The organism is Leptobacterium flavescens, from assembly GCF_010671605.1.
Taxonomy (GTDB): Bacteria; Bacteroidota; Bacteroidia; order Flavobacteriales; family Flavobacteriaceae; genus Leptobacterium; species Leptobacterium flavescens.
Genome location: NZ_JAABOO010000002.1, coordinates 157,808 through 179,261 on the forward strand (window position 1 = coordinate 157,808; position 21,454 = coordinate 179,261).

The 21,454-nt window shown below is 41.2% G+C and carries 18 protein-coding genes; 7 read left to right on the plus strand and 11 right to left on the minus strand.

All coding sequences use genetic code 11. From position 1 onward, the window contains the following. The first annotated feature begins 61 nt into the window (after positions 1–61). The 5 genes from gshB to GWK08_RS08225 are packed head-to-tail and all read left to right on the plus strand — an operon-like array spanning position 62 to position 4,758. Positions 62–1,093 (plus strand): glutathione synthase, encoded by a 1,032-nt coding sequence (gene gshB, locus GWK08_RS08205; RefSeq protein WP_163606454.1) that lies wholly within the window; start codon positions 62–64, stop codon positions 1,091–1,093. Continuing rightward, positions 1,086–1,916: an N-formylglutamate amidohydrolase gene (locus tag GWK08_RS08210; protein WP_163606455.1), complete on the plus strand. Its 831-nt coding sequence runs from the start codon at positions 1,086–1,088 to the stop codon at positions 1,914–1,916. Before gshB ends, GWK08_RS08210 begins: the two co-directional genes overlap by 8 nt. Beyond that, complete coding sequence (locus tag GWK08_RS08215; protein ID WP_163606456.1) at positions 1,913–3,073, plus strand: flavohemoglobin expression-modulating QEGLA motif protein; 1,161 nt, start codon at positions 1,913–1,915, stop codon at positions 3,071–3,073. Before GWK08_RS08210 ends, GWK08_RS08215 begins: the two co-directional genes overlap by 4 nt. A gap of 6 nt (positions 3,074–3,079) precedes the next feature. Next, the gene (locus GWK08_RS08220) at positions 3,080–3,940 is read left to right on the plus strand and encodes an alpha/beta hydrolase (RefSeq protein WP_163606457.1); all 861 of its coding nucleotides are present in this window, start codon (positions 3,080–3,082) and stop codon (positions 3,938–3,940) included. A 59-nt stretch (positions 3,941–3,999) separates the two neighbouring features. Beyond that, complete coding sequence (locus GWK08_RS08225; protein ID WP_262887800.1) at positions 4,000–4,758, plus strand: alpha/beta hydrolase; 759 nt, start codon at positions 4,000–4,002, stop codon at positions 4,756–4,758. A 17-nt stretch (positions 4,759–4,775) separates the two neighbouring features. On the opposite strand, the gene GWK08_RS08230 is transcribed toward GWK08_RS08225, so the two are convergent. From GWK08_RS08230 to GWK08_RS08240, 3 genes are all read right to left on the minus strand, one after another. Continuing rightward, positions 4,776–6,791, minus strand: coding sequence for a DUF4139 domain-containing protein (locus GWK08_RS08230; RefSeq protein WP_163606459.1), 2,016 nt, complete (start codon positions 6,789–6,791; stop codon positions 4,776–4,778). 108 nt (positions 6,792–6,899) lie between these two features. Further along, complete coding sequence (locus GWK08_RS08235) at positions 6,900–7,319, minus strand: thiol-disulfide oxidoreductase DCC family protein (protein WP_163606460.1); 420 nt, start codon at positions 7,317–7,319, stop codon at positions 6,900–6,902. A 20-nt stretch (positions 7,320–7,339) separates the two neighbouring features. Next, complete coding sequence (locus GWK08_RS08240) at positions 7,340–9,511, minus strand: endonuclease MutS2 (RefSeq protein ID WP_163606461.1); 2,172 nt, start codon at positions 9,509–9,511, stop codon at positions 7,340–7,342. A 129-nt stretch (positions 9,512–9,640) separates the two neighbouring features. On the opposite strand from GWK08_RS08240, the gene ung reads away from it, so the two are divergent. Next, positions 9,641–10,306 (plus strand): uracil-DNA glycosylase, encoded by a 666-nt coding sequence (ung, locus tag GWK08_RS08245; protein ID WP_163606462.1) that lies wholly within the window; start codon positions 9,641–9,643, stop codon positions 10,304–10,306. A 176-nt stretch (positions 10,307–10,482) separates the two neighbouring features. Here the strand turns inward: ung and GWK08_RS08250 are convergent, their stop codons facing one another. The 6 genes from GWK08_RS08250 to GWK08_RS08275 all read right to left on the minus strand — a co-directional run bounded on the left by GWK08_RS08250 (position 10,483) and on the right by GWK08_RS08275 (position 16,628). Continuing rightward, a complete protein-coding gene (locus GWK08_RS08250; protein WP_163606463.1) occupies positions 10,483–11,334 on the minus strand; it encodes a substrate-binding domain-containing protein in 852 nt (283 codons plus the stop codon). Between the two features lie 15 nt (positions 11,335–11,349). Beyond that, complete coding sequence (gene ppk1 / locus GWK08_RS08255; protein WP_163606464.1) at positions 11,350–13,383, minus strand: polyphosphate kinase 1; 2,034 nt, start codon at positions 13,381–13,383, stop codon at positions 11,350–11,352. 66 nt (positions 13,384–13,449) lie between these two features. Then, positions 13,450–14,319, minus strand: coding sequence for a nucleoside phosphorylase (locus GWK08_RS08260; protein WP_163606465.1), 870 nt, complete (start codon positions 14,317–14,319; stop codon positions 13,450–13,452). A gap of 1 nt (position 14,320) precedes the next feature. After that, positions 14,321–15,253: a DUF1835 domain-containing protein gene (locus GWK08_RS08265; protein ID WP_163606466.1), complete on the minus strand. Its 933-nt coding sequence runs from the start codon at positions 15,251–15,253 to the stop codon at positions 14,321–14,323. A gap of 69 nt (positions 15,254–15,322) precedes the next feature. Beyond that, positions 15,323–15,673, minus strand: a complete 351-nt coding sequence (locus GWK08_RS08270) for a translation initiation factor (protein WP_163606467.1) — start codon at positions 15,671–15,673, stop codon at positions 15,323–15,325. A gap of 4 nt (positions 15,674–15,677) precedes the next feature. Then, positions 15,678–16,628, minus strand: a complete 951-nt coding sequence (locus GWK08_RS08275; RefSeq protein ID WP_163606468.1) for an isopenicillin N synthase family dioxygenase — start codon at positions 16,626–16,628, stop codon at positions 15,678–15,680. A gap of 223 nt (positions 16,629–16,851) precedes the next feature. Here GWK08_RS08275 and GWK08_RS08280 point away from each other — a divergent pair, with 223 nt between their 5' ends. Continuing rightward, entirely contained in the window at positions 16,852–18,858 is a 2,007-nt protein-coding gene (locus GWK08_RS08280; protein WP_239524888.1) for an alpha-ketoacid dehydrogenase subunit alpha/beta, read from the plus strand. Positions 18,859–18,861: 3 nt separating this feature from the next. Here the strand turns inward: GWK08_RS08280 and GWK08_RS08285 are convergent, their stop codons facing one another. Beyond that, positions 18,862–20,088, minus strand: coding sequence for a tetratricopeptide repeat protein (locus tag GWK08_RS08285; protein WP_163606469.1), 1,227 nt, complete (start codon positions 20,086–20,088; stop codon positions 18,862–18,864). Continuing rightward, entirely contained in the window at positions 20,089–21,399 is a 1,311-nt protein-coding gene (locus GWK08_RS08290) for an ATP-binding protein (protein WP_163606470.1), read from the minus strand. It abuts the gene before it with no gap. Positions 21,400–21,454: the final 55 nt, after the last annotated feature.

The following is a 21,454-nucleotide window of genomic DNA, read 5'->3' on the forward strand; positions in this document are numbered from 1 at the left end:
TGCAGTTATATTATTTTTTGTATTACTTTAAAAAAGTATTACCAACCAAACTTTTTTTGTAATGAACATTTGTTTTTTAATGTATCCCTGGGAGGAGATCGACCCTGAAAATGATACTTCATTAGCACTGATACACGAATGTGCCAAACGGGGCCACGGAGTAGTTTTATGTACTCCCTCAAACCTGACTATCAGAAACAGTATAACCAATGCATTCTGTACGGTTGTAAATAAGATGGATAAGGTTCCCAGTTCGTTAAAATCCTTTTACAAAAAAGCTACCCTAAGAGAAGAAATGCTTCCTCTGGCAGGTTTTGACGTGATCTTTATGCGAGCCAATCCTCCTCTGGATCCGTTGATGCTTAATTTCCTGGATTCCGTTAAAGATGATGTCTTTATTGTTAATTCTTTACAGGGAGTGCGGGAAGCAAATAACAAATTGTATACAGCTGCCTTTGAGGATCCGAATAATGATATTATTCCGGTAACTCATGTTTCCAAGAACAAAAGATATCTTATCAGGCAGATCAAGGAATCTTCATCAGACCGGATGATCCTGAAACCTTTAAACGGTTTTGGAGGTTCGGGGGTGATCCTGATAGAAAAATCGGCTATGTCGAGTATTAACTCCCTGCTGGATTTTTATATCGCTAATGCCGACGGTACTTCCAATTATGTGATCCTTCAGGAGTATATTGAAGGGGCAGATATGGGCGATGTGCGTATCCTGATCCTTAACGGGAAGCCTATTGGGGCCATGAAAAGAGTTCCGGGCAATGATGATCACAGGTCGAATGTAACAGCCGGAGGATCGGTACAGCGCCATACGCTTACCAGGAAAGAAAAAGAACTTTGTAAACATATCGGACCGAAACTGGTAAAGGACGGCCTTTATTTTGTGGGAATAGATGTAATAGGCGGAAAGCTCATAGAGGTAAATGTGATGAGCCCGGGAGGAATTACCTATATCAACAAGGTAAACAAGGTCAGGTTACAGGAAAAGGTAATCGATTTTGTAGAGAGCCAGGTACATGAAAAGACCAGGGCTTTCGACAGGATAGCTAAACTCAGAAAAACAGTAGAAGATGCGTAAACTGGCTGTAGACGATATGATTTCCCTTATTGAGAACGGGGAAAGCTTTGAAGCTGTGGCCGATGATTATTCTTTTACGCTGAAAATAGATAAGTACGTTCCTTATGTCTGCGGAGCGGTTCACGACGGGCATCAGTTCAGGAAATCCCTTTGGGAGAACTGCCTTCATTCCGAATACGATCGCTGGTATGAGGAAGATCCCTGTACAAAGGAAATGGTAGCCGGATACCCTATTATAATTGCCGGTTGTGATTCCCGTTTTGAATACGATCTGAACAGGGGCCCGGAAAATGCAATTTATGAAGATGCCTGGGGAAAGCAATTGTGGAAAAAGCCACTAAGCGATAAAGAAAAACAGGAGAGTTTAAACAAGCACTCCAATTTCTACAGACTTGTACATGCCCTTATCGGGAAACTCGAAAAAGATTTCGGGCAGGTCATTGTATATGATATGCATAGTTATAACTGGAAACGATGGGAAAGGGAAGTACCCGTCTGGAACCTGGGAACTGCCAATATAGATAATGAACGCTTCGGAGAAGCCGTAGAGGATTGGAGCAGGAGTCTGGGGGCGATGAAATTGCCCAACGGGATCGTTTCCACCTCTAAGATCAACGATACTTTCCAGGGAAATGGCTACTTTTTAAAGTATATTACGTCAAATTTTAAAAATACCCTGGTCCTGGCTACCGAAATAGCAAAAGTTTATTGCGACGAATACGACTATGTAATCTACCCGGAAGTAGTACGGGCGGTAAAGAATGAATTGGCGGTTAGAATTGAGGAACACGCCTTAAAATTTTATAAAAGATTGAGCAAATGATCGTAGAAGATAGTATATCTCAATATGCAGGGATATTTGAAATTGATGCTAATCTCAACAGGCTGATAAAGAAAATAGAACTTTTAGCCTATGTAAACCCATTGAATATTGAAAAGCAGAAACAACGCTTTTTTGCTTCAAAATATACAGAAGATCCGCAGTTTAAATATCCAAAACTGAAATTCGATCCCTATAAACTTCATCGGCTTTTTTATTCACAGCGCCTGGAACGGATCGAGGATGAGGAAATAAGGTGCTTTTTCCAGGATATTATTTACTTCTACTCCAATATGATCCAGTGTATAGAGACGATTGGGGAAGGAAAGGAGTTCTATTATAACAGTCTTCGTGTTTACGGAACCCCGAGGGAGAAAGACGTTCAGAACGCACAGTTTATCCTTCATATGGAAGATGAGCCCCTGGGAGAGGATATGATGAAAACGAGAACGGCTGAGGATGCCAGGGATTATTTTGTGGACTTTGTAGACAGATACGGTTTTCCGCTAAATATTAAATTCTCTAACAATATTGCGGCAGAAGCCATGGTGAGCAACAGCACTCAGTCCCTGCTTATCAAAAAGAACTGCATGTTTAGCCAGAACCAGTTAAAAACACTTGCGAACCATGAGATAGGGGTGCATCTGGTAACTACTTATAACGGGCTCTCGCAGCCCTTAAAGATATTCTCTAACGGATTCCCCAAAAATGTGGAAACCCAGGAAGGCCTTGCTGTTTTTAGCGAGTATATGAGTGGTGCGCTTACCTTAAAAAGACTCAAAGAACTGGCGTATAGGGTAATTGCGGTTGACAGTTTAATTAAAGGTTACAGCTTTTCCGATACCTTTAACCTGATCCACGGGCAGTATAAGCTCAACAGGGATGATGCTTTTACGATTACCATGAGGGTGCACAGAGGTGGAGGCTTTACCAAAGACCATTTGTATCTCACAGGACTTAAAAAAGTATACGACTATTTCCATTCGGGACAGGATCTCAGCAAATTGCTCACCGGAAAGGTTACCCTGGAGCACAAAAACATTATAGAAAGACTTCAAAAATTAGGATTGGCAGAAGATTCTAAGTATTTTACAGATAGTTTTACTCAAAATAATAACACAAACGAAAAACTCGACTTTATTTTGAGGCATCTAAAGTAAAAAGCTATGCATTGGAGCTTCTTCGTACTTTTTGCTCTGATCATCTACATTCTGCTCAATGTAGCGGTATATTTTTTGCAGGAACGCTTTATTTTCAAACCGGAGAAACTCCCGGAAGATTTCGAATTTACTTATGACAACCAGGTATTCGACGAGTACAATATAGAGGTTGATGAAGGCGTCAATATTAATGGGGTTCATTTTAAAGTAAGAAGACCCAAGGGAGTGGTGCTTTATCTTAAAGGTAACTCCAGGAGTATTAAGGGATGGGGAAAATTTGCCATCGATTTTACCCGCCTGGGTTTTGATGTACTGATGATAGATTACAGAGGCTTCGGAAAAAGCACAGGCCGAAGGACAGAGGAGGGGATCAAAAAGGACCTGCAATATGTTTATAACAGGCTTAAGGAACAGGTAGATGAAAAGTATATCGTTTTATACGGAAGGTCTTTAGGTTCCGGATTTGCCACTAAACTGGCTTCAAACAATGCTCCCCGTATGCTTATTCTCGATGCTCCCTATTACAGTTTAAAGCATATTACCAAAAGATATTTGCCTATAATGCCCATGTCTCTGGTGCTTCGTTTTCCGATAAAAACTTATAAATGGATCAAGTATGTGGAATGCCCTATTAAGATCATTCACGGTACCAACGATAAACTTATTCCACTTAAGTCGAGTATTAAACTTTCAAAAATAAATGCAGATCTTACCCGCTTGTATCCGGTAATCGATGGAGGGCATAACAACCTTCATACCTTTCCCCAGTACCACCGTTTTCTGGATGAGATCCTGCATGCAAGATTGCCAAAAAAGATAGACCCCGATACGACAAGCCTTAATTTCAGAAGAAATAAAAAGAGATGAAACAGGTCAAAAAAGTATTAGGCGTACTGGCGTTTATCTGGATTTTAATAACTGTTTTTATGTTTGGATTTCAAGAAAAATTATTATTTAAAAGTGATTCATTACCAGTTAATTATAAGTTTTCATTTGAAGAAAAATATGAAGAGTTGTTTTTAACCTCAAATGATGACTCCAAACTACATGGATTGCATTTTAAACAAAATAAACCAAATGGTATAATTTTGTATTTTCACGGAAATGCAAGGAGCCTGAATTACTGGGGGAGTTGGGCCGAAGAATTGTCTACCCGCTACAATTACGATGTGATCATATGGGATTATCGCGGCTATGGAAAGAGTAATGGAAAAAGAGAATTTGAGCAGATGTTGGATGACGGACTTTTATTTTATGACTATGCAAAAAGTAAGATGAGCGAAGATAAAATTATAGTCTTTGGCCGTTCTCTCGGAGGTGCTTTTGCAACACATGTGGCAAAACAAAATACAGTAGGAGGCCTGATACTCGAATCGACCTTTACCAATATTGAAGAAGTCATCAATAGGAAATACTGGTTCCTTCCGACGAGCGTTCTTTTAAAATATCCGTTTCAGAGTGATAAGAACATCGGAAGCATCAATACGGATACTTTTATATTACACGGCAACAAGGATGATCTGATCCCGTATGACATGAGTAAAGAACTCTTTGAAGCTTCTCCGGCAAAGAACAAAAAAATATATACTGTAGATGGAGGAGGGCATAACAACCTCAGGGGATTTGAGGCTTATTACCAGGCTTTGGACGAAATTATAAAAGAACAGGGCATGCCGCAGAACTGACATACCCTGTTGATGTTTTAAAGGTTAATATGTTTGTATTTGGGGAATTTGATCGTATAGGATAATTCCTTTTTAACCGGCTTTTGCGGAGACAAATCGATCTTCCAGCTTAGCAGGCTCTTCTTTTTGTCGAATTCAGCATCTCCGTACTCCACATCATCTACTTTAATTCCTTTATTCTGAGAGATCGGGATCCTGTCCATCAGAGTCAGTTGTATATCCTGAGATTTGTTGCTCTTAAGGCTTATCTCATAGGTTTTATTCACTACTTTACTTCCGCCGATAAAAGTGGTGCTTTTAAAATTGTTAAGCTGTTTTCTTTCCACAACAATATTAGGGTCAACACCTAAGGAAACCGTTAATTCCTTTTCCACCTGATAAGGATCGATAAAGCTTTTCCCTGAATAACTTCCCCCAAAGTATACATTGGCTTCTCCCGGGAGAAGATCGAATTGTTCCCATTCTGTGAGTTTGGCCGTCAGGAAGACATTTTCATTCAATACGGGAGCACTGAAATACTCATATTCTGTCTTTACCTTAAAATCGTCTATATAGATCACCGTAATATCATCTACAGAAGCAATACTGTACTTCTTTTTTATACTGAATTCTTTGGTAGTGGCCAGTTCCTTCTCTTTGTAGGCTTTTGTGGTTATCAGGACCACTCCGCTGGCAGCTCTGCTTCCATAGAGTGTTGTTGCGTCCGAGCCTTTCAGGATCTGTGTGCTTTTGATCTCACTTTGATCAATATGGCCTATATCTTCCTGAGGCACGCCATCAACGATATACAAAGGTGCCTGATCGGCTCTGACAGACGAATTACCTCTTATTTTAACCTTATGGGAAGAGCTTTCTTCTCCATAAGCCGATACGACTACCTCCTCAAGCCTGGCAACATCTTCCTCCAGGCGAACATTAATATTGGGGGAATAGATAGGAACCTCCTTTGTTTGCTGGCCAACGAAGGAAAAAGACAGGTTTTGCCCTTCTGTTATATCAAGTGTATATCTTCCGTCAAAATCGGTTTGAACACCATGCGCAGTTCCTTTTACTACTACATTTACACCCGGTAGTGGCTGCCCGTAACTATCCAGAACAACACCGGAGACCTTTTTTATCAGCGGATTGTATTTGAATTTATGCTTCTTTGTCGCTTGTGTTCTGTTTCGGTAAGTGGCAGGATTTACATAATTCAGATAGTAAGAGGTCAGGTCGGGTTTGCTGTTATCGATAGTAGGATCGTCGGTGGAAAGCGTGATCTTCGAATTGTTCCAGTTTACTCCGGTTTGCTGATATACATGAGCTTTGTAATGAAGGGATAAAGCACTATCGGTGTTTTCGGCTTTAATATCATAGACGGGAAACCAGCCCGCATTGGAAACATTATAGCTTATTTGCAATCTGATCTGGGTAGCTTCAGCAGCTTCCAGCTTCAGTACGATCTCTCCTGTTTCTTTTTCTGATGAACTCCTCAGCTTACGGATCTCTGCTGAATACCTGTTCATTTCCTCCTTAAACTGTTCTATTTTTAGTTTTGTATCGAAGATCTCATCTCCGATCAGCCGGATCCTGTTGCCGTAATAAGTGGCAAACTCTTTTACCTTTTCCAGGGTGGTCCCTTCGGTTTCCGTACCCAGTTTGCGGTTATTGTTAAGTAATGACTCTTCCTCCTGCAGCCCTTTTATCAGGTTGTTATGCAATGCTATTTCTCTTTCAAGGGCCTTGATCTTCTTTTCCAGAAGCAGGAATTCTTCGGAATCCGGTTTTAAACTGAGATAATTGATCTGGTGATTAATTGCCAGTACGGAGACCGTGTTGAGCCCGTTTAACTGGATACTGTTCTCATCGATCAGGGTAGAAAGCCCTCCTAAAAGCACTTCGTTAATCCCGCTTTTAAGGGTTATAACCGCTTCACGGCTTATCCTGGCTCCCTGAAGGTATACGGTTACTTCGGTTATCTTCGAATCGGTTTTCCTTTCGTTGGCATAAGTGGCTGAACATACTAGGAACAAAAGAAGTATTAGCTTTTTCATAATAGAGGTTTTATGTGTTTAGCACAAACCTAGGGCCTCCAGTAATGAAAATAAAGAACGAATGAGTGAACGGGCTTGTAAAGAGAGTTATAAGGGCTTACGGGTGAGCTAATCCATAAACTTGGCCTTAAGCTCGGGAGTGGGGATCATACAGAATTCCTTTTTCCCAAACCACTTATAGCGGTTTTTGGCTACAAAGTTGTAAATCCCGTCACGGATACTGACCGGCAGGACCCATTCAAAGAATTTCAGGCCTTTCCACAGACCTCCGAATTCGTAGGCTATATACAGAGCAGCAGTCGATTTTACAAAATAAGCAACTCCGGGTTCTACAAGTACTATGGAATCTACTTTGGTAGTATCTATATTGCGTTCTTCGATAAACTGCCTCCCTATGTCACTTTGAAGAGCTGCAAAGCGGAATACATCCTTCCTGTCGCGTTTAATGATATATTGCACGGCGCCATTACAGAGGTTGCACACTCCGTCAAATAAGATTAATTTTTTTCCTTCTTCTAACTCTTCCATAGGTAGTACAAAAATACGGCTTATTTTTTGGCTTCCACCAATTCCAGTTGTTCTACACTAACATTAGTCGTAAACAGACCGTAATTAACCACAGCTTTGTTTTTTTCCAGGCTGTCGATACTCCCGACCGCTCTTCCGTCCAGCATACGCACACGATCTCCGATCTTCAGAACAGGTCTTGGCTTGTTCTTCTCGACGATCTCGGCCTTCTTCTTTTCTTTCTTCTTTTCCCTGCGGATCACGGCCACCTTTTTCTCTACCTCCTGAGAAGTCTGTTTTTTTACAGCTTTTTCTTCTTTCCTTTCCTTAGGGGTTTTCTTTTTGCGCTTGCTGTTCTCGGTTTCCACAATGCGAAGGAATTCCGAAACAAGAGGTCTTTTCTTCTTGTCGATAAAATAGCGCTCGGCAATATCGTTGATCTTATTTCCGAGGTAGATCATACGTTGATTGTGATCGAAGAGTTGCTGGTAATTTTCCAGTTTCTTCTTGATCCGTTCGTTAAGAGCTTCCAGGCGGGTGGCTTCTTCTTTAGCCTTTGTTTCATTGTCCTTAAGGGCCGAAGTGGTCTTTTCCATCTTACTGCGTTCCTTCTGCAGCTTGGCAATAGTAGCATCAAAACGAACCTTTCCTCTTTCTATCTTTTTCTTAGCCCTGTTGATAAGACTGTATGGGATCCCGTTTTTCTGGGCCACCTCAAAAGTAAAGGAACTACCTGCCTGGCCTAATACCAGCTGAAAGACCGGCTCCAGGGTCTTGCTGTCGAACAGCATATTGGCATTGGTGGCATGCGGTAATTCATTGGCCAGCATTTTCAGGTTGGCATAATGAGTGGTGATGATCCCGAAAGCATGCCTGTTATAAAACTCTTCGAGGAAAGTCTCGGCAAGAGCGCCTCCAAGTTCAGGGTCACTCCCCGTACCGAACTCATCTATCAGGAACAATGTCCTGTCGTTACACTTCCTGAGAAAATAATTCATGTTCTTAAGCCGGTAACTGTAAGTACTCAGGTGGTTTTCTATAGATTGATTATCACCTATATCGGTCAGCACCCGGTCAAAAACACATAAACTGCTTCTCGGATGTACCGGAATGAGCATTCCGCTCTGTAGCATAAGCTGTAAAAGACCGATGGTCTTAAGCGTAATACTTTTTCCTCCGGCATTGGGCCCTGAGATCACAATAATGCGATTCTCTTCATGAAGTACAATGTCCTGAGGATATGTTTTTTCTTTCTTCTCCTTGTTAGTCAGATAGAGAAGGGGATGATAAGCTTCTTTAAGCTCCAGTTTGCGTTCTTCGGTGATCTCCGGAAGTACGGCATTCATTTTATCGGCATACTTTGCCTTGGCAGCAATGGTGTCGATCAGGCTTAAAAAAGATTGATAATCAGTAAGCAGAGGGGTAAAGGGGCGCATAAAGTTGGTCAGTTCCTTTAAAATGCGATTGATCTCTTCCTTTTCCTCAAACTCCAGATTGTTGAGCTCCCTGCTGTATTGTCTCGTAGCCTCAGGCTCTATATAAACGATACTTCCCGTTTTGGAGCTGCCCATCAGGCTTCCTTTTACTTTACGCCTGTACATGGCCTTTACGGCAAGGACCCTGCGATTCTCCACTACACTCTCCCTGATATCATCCAGATAGCCTGCACTATGTGCCTGCTGAAGGGCAGATCCGAAGCTCTGATTGATCTTTGCCTTTACCTGACCTATGGACCTCCTGACAGAGGAAAGAACATCCGACGCATCGTCTTTGATCTCTCCGAAACGGTCTATGATCTTATTGGTGGCTTCTATGATCTCTTTGGTAAATTCTATTTCATCTGCCGCCTTGTGCAATTCCTCATAATATTCTTTGAACTTCCTGTAAAAGAGAATATGCGTGTTTACCGTGGCTGAGATAGCAGCCATTTTCCGGAACCCGCTTACCTCAATGAGAGTATTCTCTACCTTAAGCAGTTTAATTTCATTGGCAATACTGTCGAAACCGTGATTGGGGATGGCATTATTATTTTCGAATGAAGAAAGGTACTCGAAGGTCTGTTTCAGAGATGCATGCATGTCCTCCTCCTTGAGAAAAGGAGTAATGGCCAATGCCTTTTCCTTTCCCATTTCGGTTGTGCACAGCTCCGAAACCTGCTGGAGGACCGTTGCAAATTCGAGATCGTTTAAAGTTTTTTCGTGTATCTTGTTCATTCTAATTTTTTGCTTCATCTTTATACGCATAAAGCGTCACTCATCTGTTTTAAGCAATGCAAAAATAAGCAACTTTTGATTGCCGCTGCTCAATAAAATCACGTAGAACGAAAGAAATAACCGGAGCCGATGAATGTAAATATAAATGAAAGCTGGAAAAGTCATCTGAATACCGAATTCGACAAGCCTTATTTTCAATCTCTTGCTGCTTTTGTCAGGCAGGAATACACACAGTATCAATGCTATCCAAAGGGGAAGCAGATCTTTTCGGCTTTTGATCATTGTCATTTTAATGATCTGAAAGTTGTGGTGATAGGGCAGGACCCTTATCATGGCCCGGGGCAGGCTAACGGACTTTGTTTTTCTGTAAATGACGGAATAGCGCATCCGCCTTCCCTTATCAATATTTTTAAGGAGATAGAGAGTGACATGAGTATTCCGTATCCCCGCAGCGGGAATCTGGAGCGCTGGGCAGACCAGGGAGTGCTTTTGCTTAATGCTACCCTGACCGTGAGGGCACATACGGCAGGAAGCCATCAGAATAAAGGATGGGAAACTTTTACTGACGCGGTTATCAGAACGGTCTCGACCCAAAAAGAAGGAGTGGTCTTTATGTTGTGGGGTGGTTATGCCAAAAAGAAAGGGAGTGTTATAGATAAGAATAAGCACCATGTACTTACATCAGGACATCCGTCACCTTTAAGTGCAAACAGGGGGTTGTGGTTTGGAAATAAACACTTTAGCCAGTGCAATGAAATTCTAAGAAAACAGGATAAAAAGGAGATCAGTTGGTAAAAAAAAATAGTGCTTGGTTACTTTATTGGTTAGGTAACTTCGCACTATTTCGTATAAGTACATTGATTAATAGCGAGGTAAAACTAAAAAAATAGCCGAGAACGGAAGAAAATACTCGACAAAGGAGACTGTTTTTCCGTTAAAGGTATTACTTATTAAAATTTTTAACACAGAGCTTACAATTCGGTAACAATAGCTTCAAAATTTACTGTTTTTTCTATCAGATTTAACTGACTTAAATATTGCTGAACCATTGATATTGTTGACGTTGAAAGATTTTCCTGAGACCAGTGGGTCATCGCGAGCCATTCTTTGATGTCTTCGAGCTTTTGATTGTAACGATTGGCCAGAGAACGGTCTATACTGGGGATGTATTTAAATTCTGAGGTATAGGTGTTGATTATTTCCAATATATGCTTCAGACTTCCCTTTTCTTTACGGATAAACTCTTCACGAACCGCAATGACAAAACAGGGCCATGGGGTAGGGCAATCCGCTATTCTTCGAAAGACTCCCTCATCGACCAAAGGCTTGGTTGTAAAACGCTCCCACATAAAGTAATCGGCAGTTCCCTGACTAAGGGCTTCTACTGCACCATCCAGGTTATTGATCACCTCAAACTGCAGTTTTTCGATATCCCAGTTCTGCTTATCGGCATTTACATAGGCCATAAGGTGACTTCCGCTGCCAAAACGGCTGATGGCCGCTTTCCGACCCTCGACATCCTCCAGTCTTTGATAGGGGGAAGCTGCTCCGACATGGATACCCCATACCAGAGGGGATTTTACGTATACCTGTACTATTTTAGATGGATTCCCGGCAATGATATCCCTTGTAATCCCTTCGGTGAGGATGATGGCAATATCTGTTTCACCTTCTCTGAGCATATTACACATCCTTCCCGTTCCTTCCGGGACATCTGTCCATTCCAGTTGTATTCCACGGGATTCAAATGCTGCTTCTTCTATGGCAAGATGCCAGGGTAAATTAAAATGCTCCGGAACACCGGCTATTTTAACTGTCTTCATCTGGATATAGTTCTGTTAAAGGGCTTTCAGGTAATCGAATATCTTGTATTGAGACCGCAAAGCCTGTGATTTTTTAAGCGGACTAATATACAGATTGCTTTGCTCATCATCAATGATACGCGATTTAAATGTGTCGTTAAGCTGTATAAAAAGGATACCCCTCAGTTCTGTAAAGACATCCTTGTCAAGAATAGGGGTGATCACTTCGATCCTGCGATCCAGGTTCCGGGTCATCCAGTCGGCGGATCCCATATACATTTTCTCATTTCCGTTATTTTCAAAAAGAAAGATCCGGCCATGTTCCAGATAACGGTCTACAATACTGCTGACCTCAATATTATCACTGAGATCCTTAACTCCCGGACGCAGACAACAGAATCCCCTGATAAGCAAACGGATCTCCACTCCGGCCTGAGAGGCTTCATAAAGCTTTAAGATCATCTCCTTGTCCTGAAGGGAGTTCATTTTGGCTGTGATCCTTGCTCTGAGACCTTTAGAAGCATTTTCAATCTCATTGTCAATAAGAGCTGTAAACCGCTTCCTGCTGTTTAAAGGAGATACCAGAAGTGTTTTGGTGTCCGGATGATCTGCTTTTCGCTCCAGGAAATCAAAAACGCTTTTCAGATCATTGGTAATGTCTTTATTTGCCGTAAAGAGCCCGTGATCGCAATATATTTTGGCGGTTTTTGCATTGAAGTTCCCGGTCCCGATATAGGCGTAGGCTTTTAATTTCTTTTCTTCCTCCCGTTCTATCAGCAGTATTTTGGAATGAACCTTAATATTGGGGATACTGTAATATACCCTTGCCCCTTTTTCTTCAAAGGTACGCCCCCATATAATATTATTCTCTTCATCAAAACGAGCCTGGGCTTCAATAAAAATGACCACTTCCTTCCCGTTTTCAACGGCTCTTAGCAGGGCATCCGTAAGATGAGATTGCCTGGCTACCCGGTATAAGGAGATCTTAATGGTCTTTACCTTCGGATCATTGGCTGCCAGTTCTATAAATTGTTGTACATATTCAAAGGACTGATAGGGAAAATGTACCAGCTGATCTTTCCCCGCTATAATTTTAAAATAGTCTTCCGCACTGTTTAATCCTTGATGCGTAACCGGTTCCTGAGATTCAAAATGCAGATCCTTATTGGCCGTTGGATCCTGAAAAGCAAAGAAATCGCTGAAATTATGGTATTTCCCTCCGGGAACCATATCGACTTTCCCGAGGCCCAGGGCTTCTTTTACCTTTTTTCTCATGGGCTTGGGCATTGCGGTATCATATAAAAGCCGTGTTGCCTGCCCTGTTTTCCTCTGGGGAAGGCTTTCGTATATCTGTTGCGCCAGAACGCCGTCATATTCATCGTCCAGATAAAGCTCCGCGTCCCTGGATAGCTTTACGCTGTAAACCTCCGATATTTCTTCTGAAGCTACTATAGCGGAAATATTGTCTTTGATGATCTCATCCACAAAAGTGGAATAATAGGTGCCATTATATGCCGGAAGCTCTATAAAACGCCCCGGTTCTTCGGTGGGAATGGATACAAATACGACTTCTTCATTCCTGAGGAGAAGAGCAAAGTACAGTTTACCGTCTTCCAGAAAAACATTTTCCTTGCTCATAGGCTTTAGCAAGGTAACTTTGGCAGCGAGCTTTTCTTTAAAAAACTCAGAACTGAATGCTTTGTGCTCAGGAGAGAACTGATCCTTATCTATTAAATGGATATTGTTCTTTACCAGCTCGGGAATGATCTCCTTAAAAAAGATATTTCCGAACTCCTCCTGTTGCTTTTTTACTACCCGGTGGATCTCTTTGAGTTTTTTGTTGGGCTGAAGAACAAGGCGCTTGCGAAGCGGCTTCCTGATCTTTCTGATCTGCCTGAGCTGAGATACCTTTACCTTGAAGAATTCATCCAGATTGGAAGAATAGATGGCCAGGAACTTTATACGTTCAAATAATGGATTTCTGTGATCTTTGGCTTCCTGAAGCACTCTTTCATTAAACGAAAGCCAACTCAGGTCTCTTGAAACAAATAATTCTTTTTCCGATAACACTTCTTGCGTTTTTTCAAAAATACTAATAGATGTACTCCGGGAATTTAAATTACTGTTAAATAAGCTTTAAGCCGTTATTTTTTCCAGAGTATACCGGATAAGGCGGTTAACCGAGGAAGCCGGTGTTTTAGAAAACTCTCCGTCCGGCCTGTTGGCCAGGATACAGTTCATAGAGATGGCTTTATGCCCCAGGAGTTTACTCATAACATAAATACCTGCAGTTTCCATTTCCAGATTGGTAATTCTCCGACCCTCATAGTTAAAGGAAGCCAGCTTGTCGTTCAGTTCTCTGTCCTGAGGTTCCAAACGAAGTATTCTGGACTGTGGCCCGTAAAAACCAATGGAAGTAGCCGTAAAGCCCATATGGGTCTCGTCCGATCTTAAACGCTCAACCAGGCCGGGATCTGCATTGACGATATAGGGAGAGGATTTTTCAGAATACCAGTCGGTATGCTTTTTGAAATAAACCTCAATCTCTTTGTTTTCAGTGAATTGATCTTTGTAAAAGTGGGGGAGGTTATCAAAACCAACCGCCAACTCACTAATCAGGAATTCATCTACTTTAATATCGGAGTGCAGGGATCCGGAAGTCCCGATCCTGATAATTTCCAGGCTGGTTAACTGATCCTTGACCTTTCTGCTTTTCAGGTCGATATTTACCAGGGCATCCAGTTCATTGAGGACAATATCAATATTATCGGTTCCGATCCCGGTAGAGATGACCGTTAATCGTTTTCCTTTCAGTGTTCCCGTATGGGTAACAAATTCTCTCTTGGATTTTTGAACTTCTATGGTATCGAAGTGCTTAGAAACATGAGAGACCCTGTCCGGGTCTCCTACAAATATTATTGTTTCTGCTATATCCTCGGGGAGTAGATTCAAATGATAAATACTCCCATCGGGATTTATAATTAATTCAGATTCTGCTATCTTCATTTTAGAGTTTTAACAGGCGGGCCGATTCTTCATGGTATAAGAATCCGTATTTCTGGGTGCCGCCCAAATACATCGTATCGTCTTTAATCTGTGAATAGAAATTTTCGCTTTTATCCAGTACCCGTTTTCCGAGTTTACTGAGGTTTACGGGATTAAAAGTCCTGAAAAGAGGTTTCATATCGTATAACATCTTAAAGAACTGCAGATCTCCCAAACCGTAATATCCCTGATCTCTCAGCATATGGCCCACAAGTTTCTCTTTGGATTCGAATTTGTGTGCTGCCGCAACATCAAGTGCCTTGTTCTCGAGGTAATTGAGTCCGTTTTTAACGGTAGGGAATCTTTGTATGTGCGCTTCTATAGCATTTGGAAGATATTTAAGCTGAGAAGCATTGAATTTGGTGAAAGTTTCTAATCTAAGCGGATTATCACTGCAGTACAACTGCCATATATAATCTGCATATTCTATATCATCCTGGCTCAGAACCAATCGGTTTTTGTATAATTCCAGGAGTTTTTCCTCGCTGAGTTCCGAAAGACCGTATAATTTATCGGTATCATCTTCTTTCCCGCTGCTTACCAAAGACACTTTAACATCTTTCCGGTGCTTTTTTAACCAGCTTAATACGGCAATCATATTGATCTGACAAAAGAGATCGTATTCAAACCACAGGATGATCTCCTGTTGTTTTTTGTGATTACAAAGATCTCTATACTCTTTCAGAGTGAAGTCTACAAACTTTCTTTTAGTAACCTTATAGGCTTTACTAAGGTAATCGTAACGTACTTTCCAGAAGGTTTCACTTCCCACGTCTGTAACAGTTTTTCCTTCACATAGCATCTCGCGCCATGTAATAATTTCGCCTTCCAGACGTAATTTTTGAAGGATGGAGGTAAAGCTATCTCCATTGGTAATGTGAAGAATTTTGCTCATTAATTTTAGTTAGTTAGGAAGGTAAAAATATAAATTTTAATTAATCAACTATACGATTAAGTGTTAAATTTATCCGCCAACCCGCTTTGTTTTATATCCTAACGTATTTAATATGTCAATTATTTTATCCCGGTAGTTCCCCTGGATAATTATTTCACCTTCTTTAACAGAACCACCCACTCCGCATTTGGTTTTCAGAAGCTTAGCAAGGTCTTTTAGATCGCTGTCACTCCCGTTGAATCCCTTGATAACCGTTACTGTTTTACCTCCGCGACCCTTATTGCTGAAGTGAGCCTCCAGCAATTGTTCGGAAGGCGATAAAGTTTCCTGACCTTCATCGGTTTCCGGTTCAAAGTCCCGGTCGGTAGAAAAAACAAATCCGCCCAGATCTTCCAAACTGTTCAGCTTTTTTTTGGCCATTAGATTATTTTTTAATTAAGCCAAGATCGATCAGACGCTCGTGCAAAAATTCCCCGGCGGTGATATCATCATATAATTTCGGGTTCTTCTCGTCTATACAATTATCAAGACAGTTGAGAGGCATTTCACTAACAGGGTGCATAAAGAAAGGAATAGAGTATCTTGAAGTCCCCCAAAGCTCCTTAGGTGGGTTTACCACACGGTGGATAGTAGATTTTAACCTGTTGTTAGTATGTCTTGAAAGCATATCACCTACATTGATCATCAATTCATCCGGTTGAGCGATGGCATCTATCCATTCTCCTTCGTGATTCTGTACCTGAAGTCCTTTTCCCTGTGCTCCCATAAGAAGGGTGATAAGGTTAATATCGCCGTGAGCTGCAGCCCTTACTGCTTCTTTAGGCTCGGAAGTAATAGGAGGGTAGTGTATCGGCCTTAGAATAGAATTTCCGTTTTTGATATAATTGTCAAAATAAGTTTCTTCCAGTCCCAGGTGAAGTGCAAGAGCCCTTAAAACATATTTCGCCGTCTTTTCCAGCATTTTATAGGTTTCTTTTCCCGTTTCGTTGAACCCTGGTAACTCATCCACCATAACATTATCGGGATATTCATTTTCCAGCTTGGGATCATCTTCCACGTACTGACCGAAGTGCCAGAATTCTTTCAGATCTCCTTCTTTCTTACCTTTTGCATGTTCTTTTCCGAAAGAAGTATACCCTCTCTGACCACCGATCCCTTCAATTTCATATTTCGACTTTACATTTTCGGGAAGGTCAAAGAATTTTTTTATTTCACCGTATAAATTCTCTACCAGTGTATCACTTAAAAAATGTCCTTTAAGCGCCACAAAACCAATATTTTCATAAGCACTACCGATCTCATTGACAAATTTTTGCTTTGATGCCGGATCATCGCTTAGAAAATCTCTTAAATCTACACTTGGAATACTTTTCATCTGTTTTAATTTTGTTTATAAGTGATTATGCAATTAGGGATTGCCTTATTTTTATTTTCTGCTTTCCGATTACGCTATCCGCAACAGGAAGGTAAAGGGAGCACCTACAAAGGTAAAGAAAATCTACCTGCACCGTACAGGGAGTGCTATAAAAATTTATAAAAAAGAAAGTGATAAATGCGATTTTATTTTTTCTAATTTTACGCTTTCATAAACACAACAGATGAAGAATTCCGTTCCAACAGCTACATTTATCCGGTACGACCGGGGAAACCTGGAAGATCAAACGCTGATCGACCTCTACAAGAAAATGCTTAAACCCAGGATGATAGAGGAGAAGATGCTTATTTTGCTCAGGCAGGGTAAGATATCCAAATGGTTTAGCGGGATCGGACAGGAAGCCATATCGGTAGGGGTAACTGCTTCTCTTCTCAAAGAGGAATATATCCTTCCGATGCACAGGAACCTGGGGGTTTTTACCGGCAGGGATATCCCTTTATACCGCTTGTTCTCTCAATGGCAGGGAAAAGAAAGTGGATTTACCAAAGGAAGGGACAGGAGTTTTCATTTCGGGACCCAGGAATTCAATATAGTGGGAATGATCTCTCACCTCGGGCCTCAGTTGGGAGTGGCAGACGGGATAGCTCTGGCACATAAACTGAGAAATGAACAGAATGTCTGTGCAGTATTTACCGGGGAAGGTGCAACCAGTGAAGGCGATTTTCACGAAGCCCTGAATGTAGCCTCTGTATGGGAACTTCCGGTGATCTTTTGTGTGGAGAATAACGGTTATGGCCTTTCCACACCTACCAGCGAACAATTCAGATGTGAAAATATAGCAGATAAGGGAATAGGCTACGGGATGGAATCCCATATTATAGACGGAAACAATATCCTGGAAGTTTATACCAAAGTATCCGAACTTGCAGAAGATATAAGAAATAATCCGAGACCCGTACTCCTGGAATTCAAAACCTTTAGGATGCGTGGCCATGAGGAAGCCAGCGGAACAAAATATGTACCTCAGGAATTAATGGATACCTGGGCGTTAAAGGATCCCTTATCCAATTACCGTAACTTTTTAAAGAATGAAGGTCTGCTTTCCGAAGAAGAAGATGACAAACTAAAGCTCCTTATCAAAGCGGAGATCGAAAGTCATTTGCAAAAGGCTTTTGCAGAGGAACCGGTAGAAGCTGATGAGAGCAGAGAGTTGGATGATGTTTATCAGTCTTTTAAAGATGAAGTTGTTGAAGCGGGAAGCGAGAAAGAAAACATAAGATTGATCGATGCGATTTCCCAGGGGTTGAAGCAATCCATGGAACGATATGACAACCTGGTGATCATGGGGCAGGACGTAGCAGAATACGGCGGGGTCTTTAAGATCACCGAAGGTTTTGTTGAAGCTTTTGGCAGAGAAAGAGTCCGTAATACGCCTATCTGCGAATCGGCTATAGTCTCGGCCTCTATGGGATTATCTATCAATAAGTGCAAAGCGGTAATGGAAATGCAGTTTGCCGATTTTGTTTCCAGCGGATTTAACCCGATAGTCAATTACCTGGCCAAGGTACATTACAGATGGGATGAAAATGCCGATGTGGTTATCAGAATGCCCTGCGGGGCCGGTGTTCAGGCAGGACCCTTTCATTCACAGACCAATGAGGCCTGGTTTACCAAAACTCCTGGACTTAAGGTTGTATATCCCGCATTTCCTGCAGATGCCAAAGGCCTGTTGATAAGTGCTATCAACGATCCGAACCCGGTATTATTCTTTGAGCACAAAGCCCTGTACAGAAGTGTGTACGGAGATGTTCCGACTAATTACTATACTTTACCAATTGGAAAGGCTTCCTTGCTTAGAGAAGGAAACGATATCACTATCATCAGTTATGGAGCAGGGGTACATTGGGCCCTGGAAACCCTGGATAACAATCCTGATATAAATGCTGATCTTATCGATCTTAGAAGCCTTCAACCTCTTGATACGGAAGCGATATACCGATCCGTACGAAAGACGGGGAAAGCAATTATCTTGCAGGAAGATACCATGTTTGGAGGTATAGCAAGTGATATTTCAGCCCTTATCATGGAGAACTGTTTCGAACACCTGGATGCAGCGGTTAAACGTGTTGCCAGTATGGATACCCCGGTTCCGTTCAGTAAGGCTCTGGAGGACCAGTTCCTTCCTAAAGGCCGCTTTGAAAAGGAGCTAAAGGATCTGCTGGAGTATTAGATCTTATTTAATTGCATTCCCTATCCACGTAAAAAGTATCAGCATTCCGCCTATAACAAGACCGTTGGTGAATGAGGATTCAATAAAAAGAAAGCCGAAAACACCAAGTAAAAGCATTATTCCTCCATATGCCAGACCAAAGATCCTGGCATTTCTGGAGTATTGCAAAAATGCACGGGGTATGGGGAGTAGCGCACATAAACCTGCAACTGTCAGCACCATAAAATAATCCGATTTTAATACAAAGAAGGCTATTGCGGCAATCGTAGCCCAGATAAGGAGGAAGAAAAAGCTGAGACCGCTATATTTCTCATCATTATCCAACAAGTATTTCCCGTATTTATCGAAATTGAGTATCATATTGGAGAGAGGTTCCATAATCCATCCTCCAAGAGCAAATACCAGATAGGCTACAATGATAGGAACGGTTAAAAAAGTCATTCCGGTTGCACTAAGTGCTTTAACTGCAAATCTGTATACAAGGTAAATACCAATAATAAAGAACCATTGATTCTTATCGGATTTATTAGATATCCAGAAAGCATATTTTAAATACCATTTGTAAACAATATTCCTGGCTTTTAAAGCCGTACTCATTCCGTTACGGGCATAATCGTTATTGGGATCCAGTTTTAATGCCTCCTTAAAATGATTAAGGGCCTTTTTATGGTCTCCGTTTTCCAGCGCTACCCAACCGACATTTGTTTGAGACATTGCATTTTCCGGATCATCATACAAGATGTTTTCTACCGTCTCACTTGCTTCTACCTTTCGTTTTAATTTAGTTAACGCCTGCGCCCTTAAATTCAGGCAAAATTGATTCTTAGGGTTGATCTGCAGACCTTTGTCTGCATATTCAAGACTCAGAGAATATTGTTTTTCAGACATAAAGACCGCTGCTTTCTGACCAAAGAAATCTGCATCATTCGGAAAGAGAGAAATTGCTTCATCAATAAACTTGTGCGCATTGTTAAAATCCTCTTTTTCAGCAGCTATCTTCGATTTGAGATAAAACACATGAGGTTCATTCGGGTTTTCAGATAGAAGTGCGTCTGACAATTTATTGGCTTCATTATACTTTTCAGTATTGAAATAGCATAAAGCCAAATAGAATTTAGCATTCCAGTTATGCGGATCTTCCTGCAGTGTTTTGTGAAAAAATGATTCGGCATTTTCGTAACGCCCCATCTCAAAGAGTTGCGTACCTCTGTCTAAATTTTTGGATTCCATTTACTTTTTTATGTTTAGGAAATCGAGAACATCGTTATATAAACCACTGTCATTTGCATATAAAGCGTAATTTTTAGCAGAACTAAACCATTCTTTTGTACTAGGCTTTACTTTTTTTATTGCTTTAAGCAGATCCTTTGTACTTAAGGGTTTCGGGATCCCGTCTGAAAATGATTGTTGTAGTTTGTTTTCGATGGCAATATCGATCACCGCCTTAATATCGGCACCGGAAAAATCTTTGGAAGCTTTTCCAAGAGACCTGTAATCGATATTCTCTATAGGTTTATCATTAAGCAGTATATTGTAGATGGCTATTTTAGCCTCAAGGTCAGGTGGGGAAACAAAAATAATCCTGTCAAAACGGCCTGGTCTCCTAAAGGCTGGATCCAAATACCAGGGGGCATTGGTCGCTCCTAATACAAGAACCCCATCGTTATCGGATTCTATTCCGTCTAATTCGGCAAGAAACTGATTTATAACAGTGCGTCCTGCTGTTTTATTAATGTCGTTCCTGTTAGCTCCCAACGCATCTATTTCATCGATGAATATTACGCAGGGTTTGTTTTTCCTGGCTGTTTCGAAAATTTCATGAAGATTTCGCTCAGAACTCCCTATCCACATATCGAGGATCTCATTGATCCCCACATTGATGAAATTAGCGTTTATCTCACCCGCAGTTGCCTTTGCCAAATGTGTTTTTCCACATCCGGGAGGTCCGTATAGCAAGATACCTCCTCCGACCTTCTTTCCATATGCTTTGTATAACTCAGAATGCTCCAGAGGCTTTATAATTTTCAGAGAGATCTCCTCCTTTACATTTTCCATTCCTCCGACATTGGCAAATCTGACATCGGATTTTTTTATAAAACGCAAAGCATCTTCATCGGTAAAGTTCTCATCTGAAACTGGAATCGACTTTAATTTTAAAACAGCATCAAAGTCCTCATTTTCGTAGGCGGGATCTGTTTGAAGTATCTTTTCATAATTTTCTTTAGCTTCCGGGTATTGTTCCTGATTTATATGACAGTAACACAGTAGCTCAAGGAATCGTATTTCTGCATGTTGCTGGATCAATTCTTCCAGAATAACCTCAGCAGCCATATATTTTTGCTGTTTAAAGTAATTGGCAGACAGGCCGTACTTCGCCTCTGTATGCGTATCGTTCAACCTTAAAACTTCCAGATAGTGCTCTTCTGCTTCTTTGTATTGATTTTGCTGATGATAAATTTTAGCGATCCTGCATCTCAGGGGGATATTTTGAGGAGAGAATGACAAAGCTTCCAGCAAGTCATTTAAGATAGAGTCGTCCATTCTTGTATTCAAATTTGAAGTAAGTATACAACAAATCCCAAATAAAAGAAAGAAT

Excerpts from the sequence above, each read along its gene's own strand:
- gshB (WP_163606454.1), top strand. The coding sequence starts at position 62 with ATGAACATTTGTTTTTTAATGTATCCCTGGGAGGAGATCGACCCTGAA.
- GWK08_RS08210 (WP_163606455.1), top strand. The coding sequence starts at position 1,086 with ATGCGTAAACTGGCTGTAGACGATATGATTTCCCTTATTGAGAACGGG.
- GWK08_RS08215 (WP_163606456.1), top strand. The coding sequence starts at position 1,913 with ATGATCGTAGAAGATAGTATATCTCAATATGCAGGGATATTTGAAATT.
- GWK08_RS08220 (WP_163606457.1), top strand. The coding sequence starts at position 3,080 with ATGCATTGGAGCTTCTTCGTACTTTTTGCTCTGATCATCTACATTCTG.
- GWK08_RS08225 (WP_262887800.1), top strand. The coding sequence starts at position 4,000 with ATGTTTGGATTTCAAGAAAAATTATTATTTAAAAGTGATTCATTACCA.
- GWK08_RS08230 (WP_163606459.1), bottom strand. The coding sequence starts at position 6,791 with ATGAAAAAGCTAATACTTCTTTTGTTCCTAGTATGTTCAGCCACTTAT.
- GWK08_RS08235 (WP_163606460.1), bottom strand. The coding sequence starts at position 7,319 with ATGGAAGAGTTAGAAGAAGGAAAAAAATTAATCTTATTTGACGGAGTG.
- GWK08_RS08240 (WP_163606461.1), bottom strand. The coding sequence starts at position 9,511 with ATGAACAAGATACACGAAAAAACTTTAAACGATCTCGAATTTGCAACG.
- ung (WP_163606462.1), top strand. The coding sequence starts at position 9,641 with ATGAATGTAAATATAAATGAAAGCTGGAAAAGTCATCTGAATACCGAA.
- GWK08_RS08250 (WP_163606463.1), bottom strand. The coding sequence starts at position 11,334 with ATGAAGACAGTTAAAATAGCCGGTGTTCCGGAGCATTTTAATTTACCC.
- GWK08_RS08260 (WP_163606465.1), bottom strand. The coding sequence starts at position 14,319 with ATGAAGATAGCAGAATCTGAATTAATTATAAATCCCGATGGGAGTATT.
- GWK08_RS08265 (WP_163606466.1), bottom strand. The coding sequence starts at position 15,253 with ATGAGCAAAATTCTTCACATTACCAATGGAGATAGCTTTACCTCCATC.
- GWK08_RS08270 (WP_163606467.1), bottom strand. The coding sequence starts at position 15,673 with ATGGCCAAAAAAAAGCTGAACAGTTTGGAAGATCTGGGCGGATTTGTT.
- GWK08_RS08275 (WP_163606468.1), bottom strand. The coding sequence starts at position 16,628 with ATGAAAAGTATTCCAAGTGTAGATTTAAGAGATTTTCTAAGCGATGAT.
- GWK08_RS08280 (WP_239524888.1), top strand. The coding sequence starts at position 16,852 with ATGAAGAATTCCGTTCCAACAGCTACATTTATCCGGTACGACCGGGGA.
- GWK08_RS08285 (WP_163606469.1), bottom strand. The coding sequence starts at position 20,088 with ATGGAATCCAAAAATTTAGACAGAGGTACGCAACTCTTTGAGATGGGG.
- GWK08_RS08290 (WP_163606470.1), bottom strand. The coding sequence starts at position 21,399 with ATGGACGACTCTATCTTAAATGACTTGCTGGAAGCTTTGTCATTCTCT.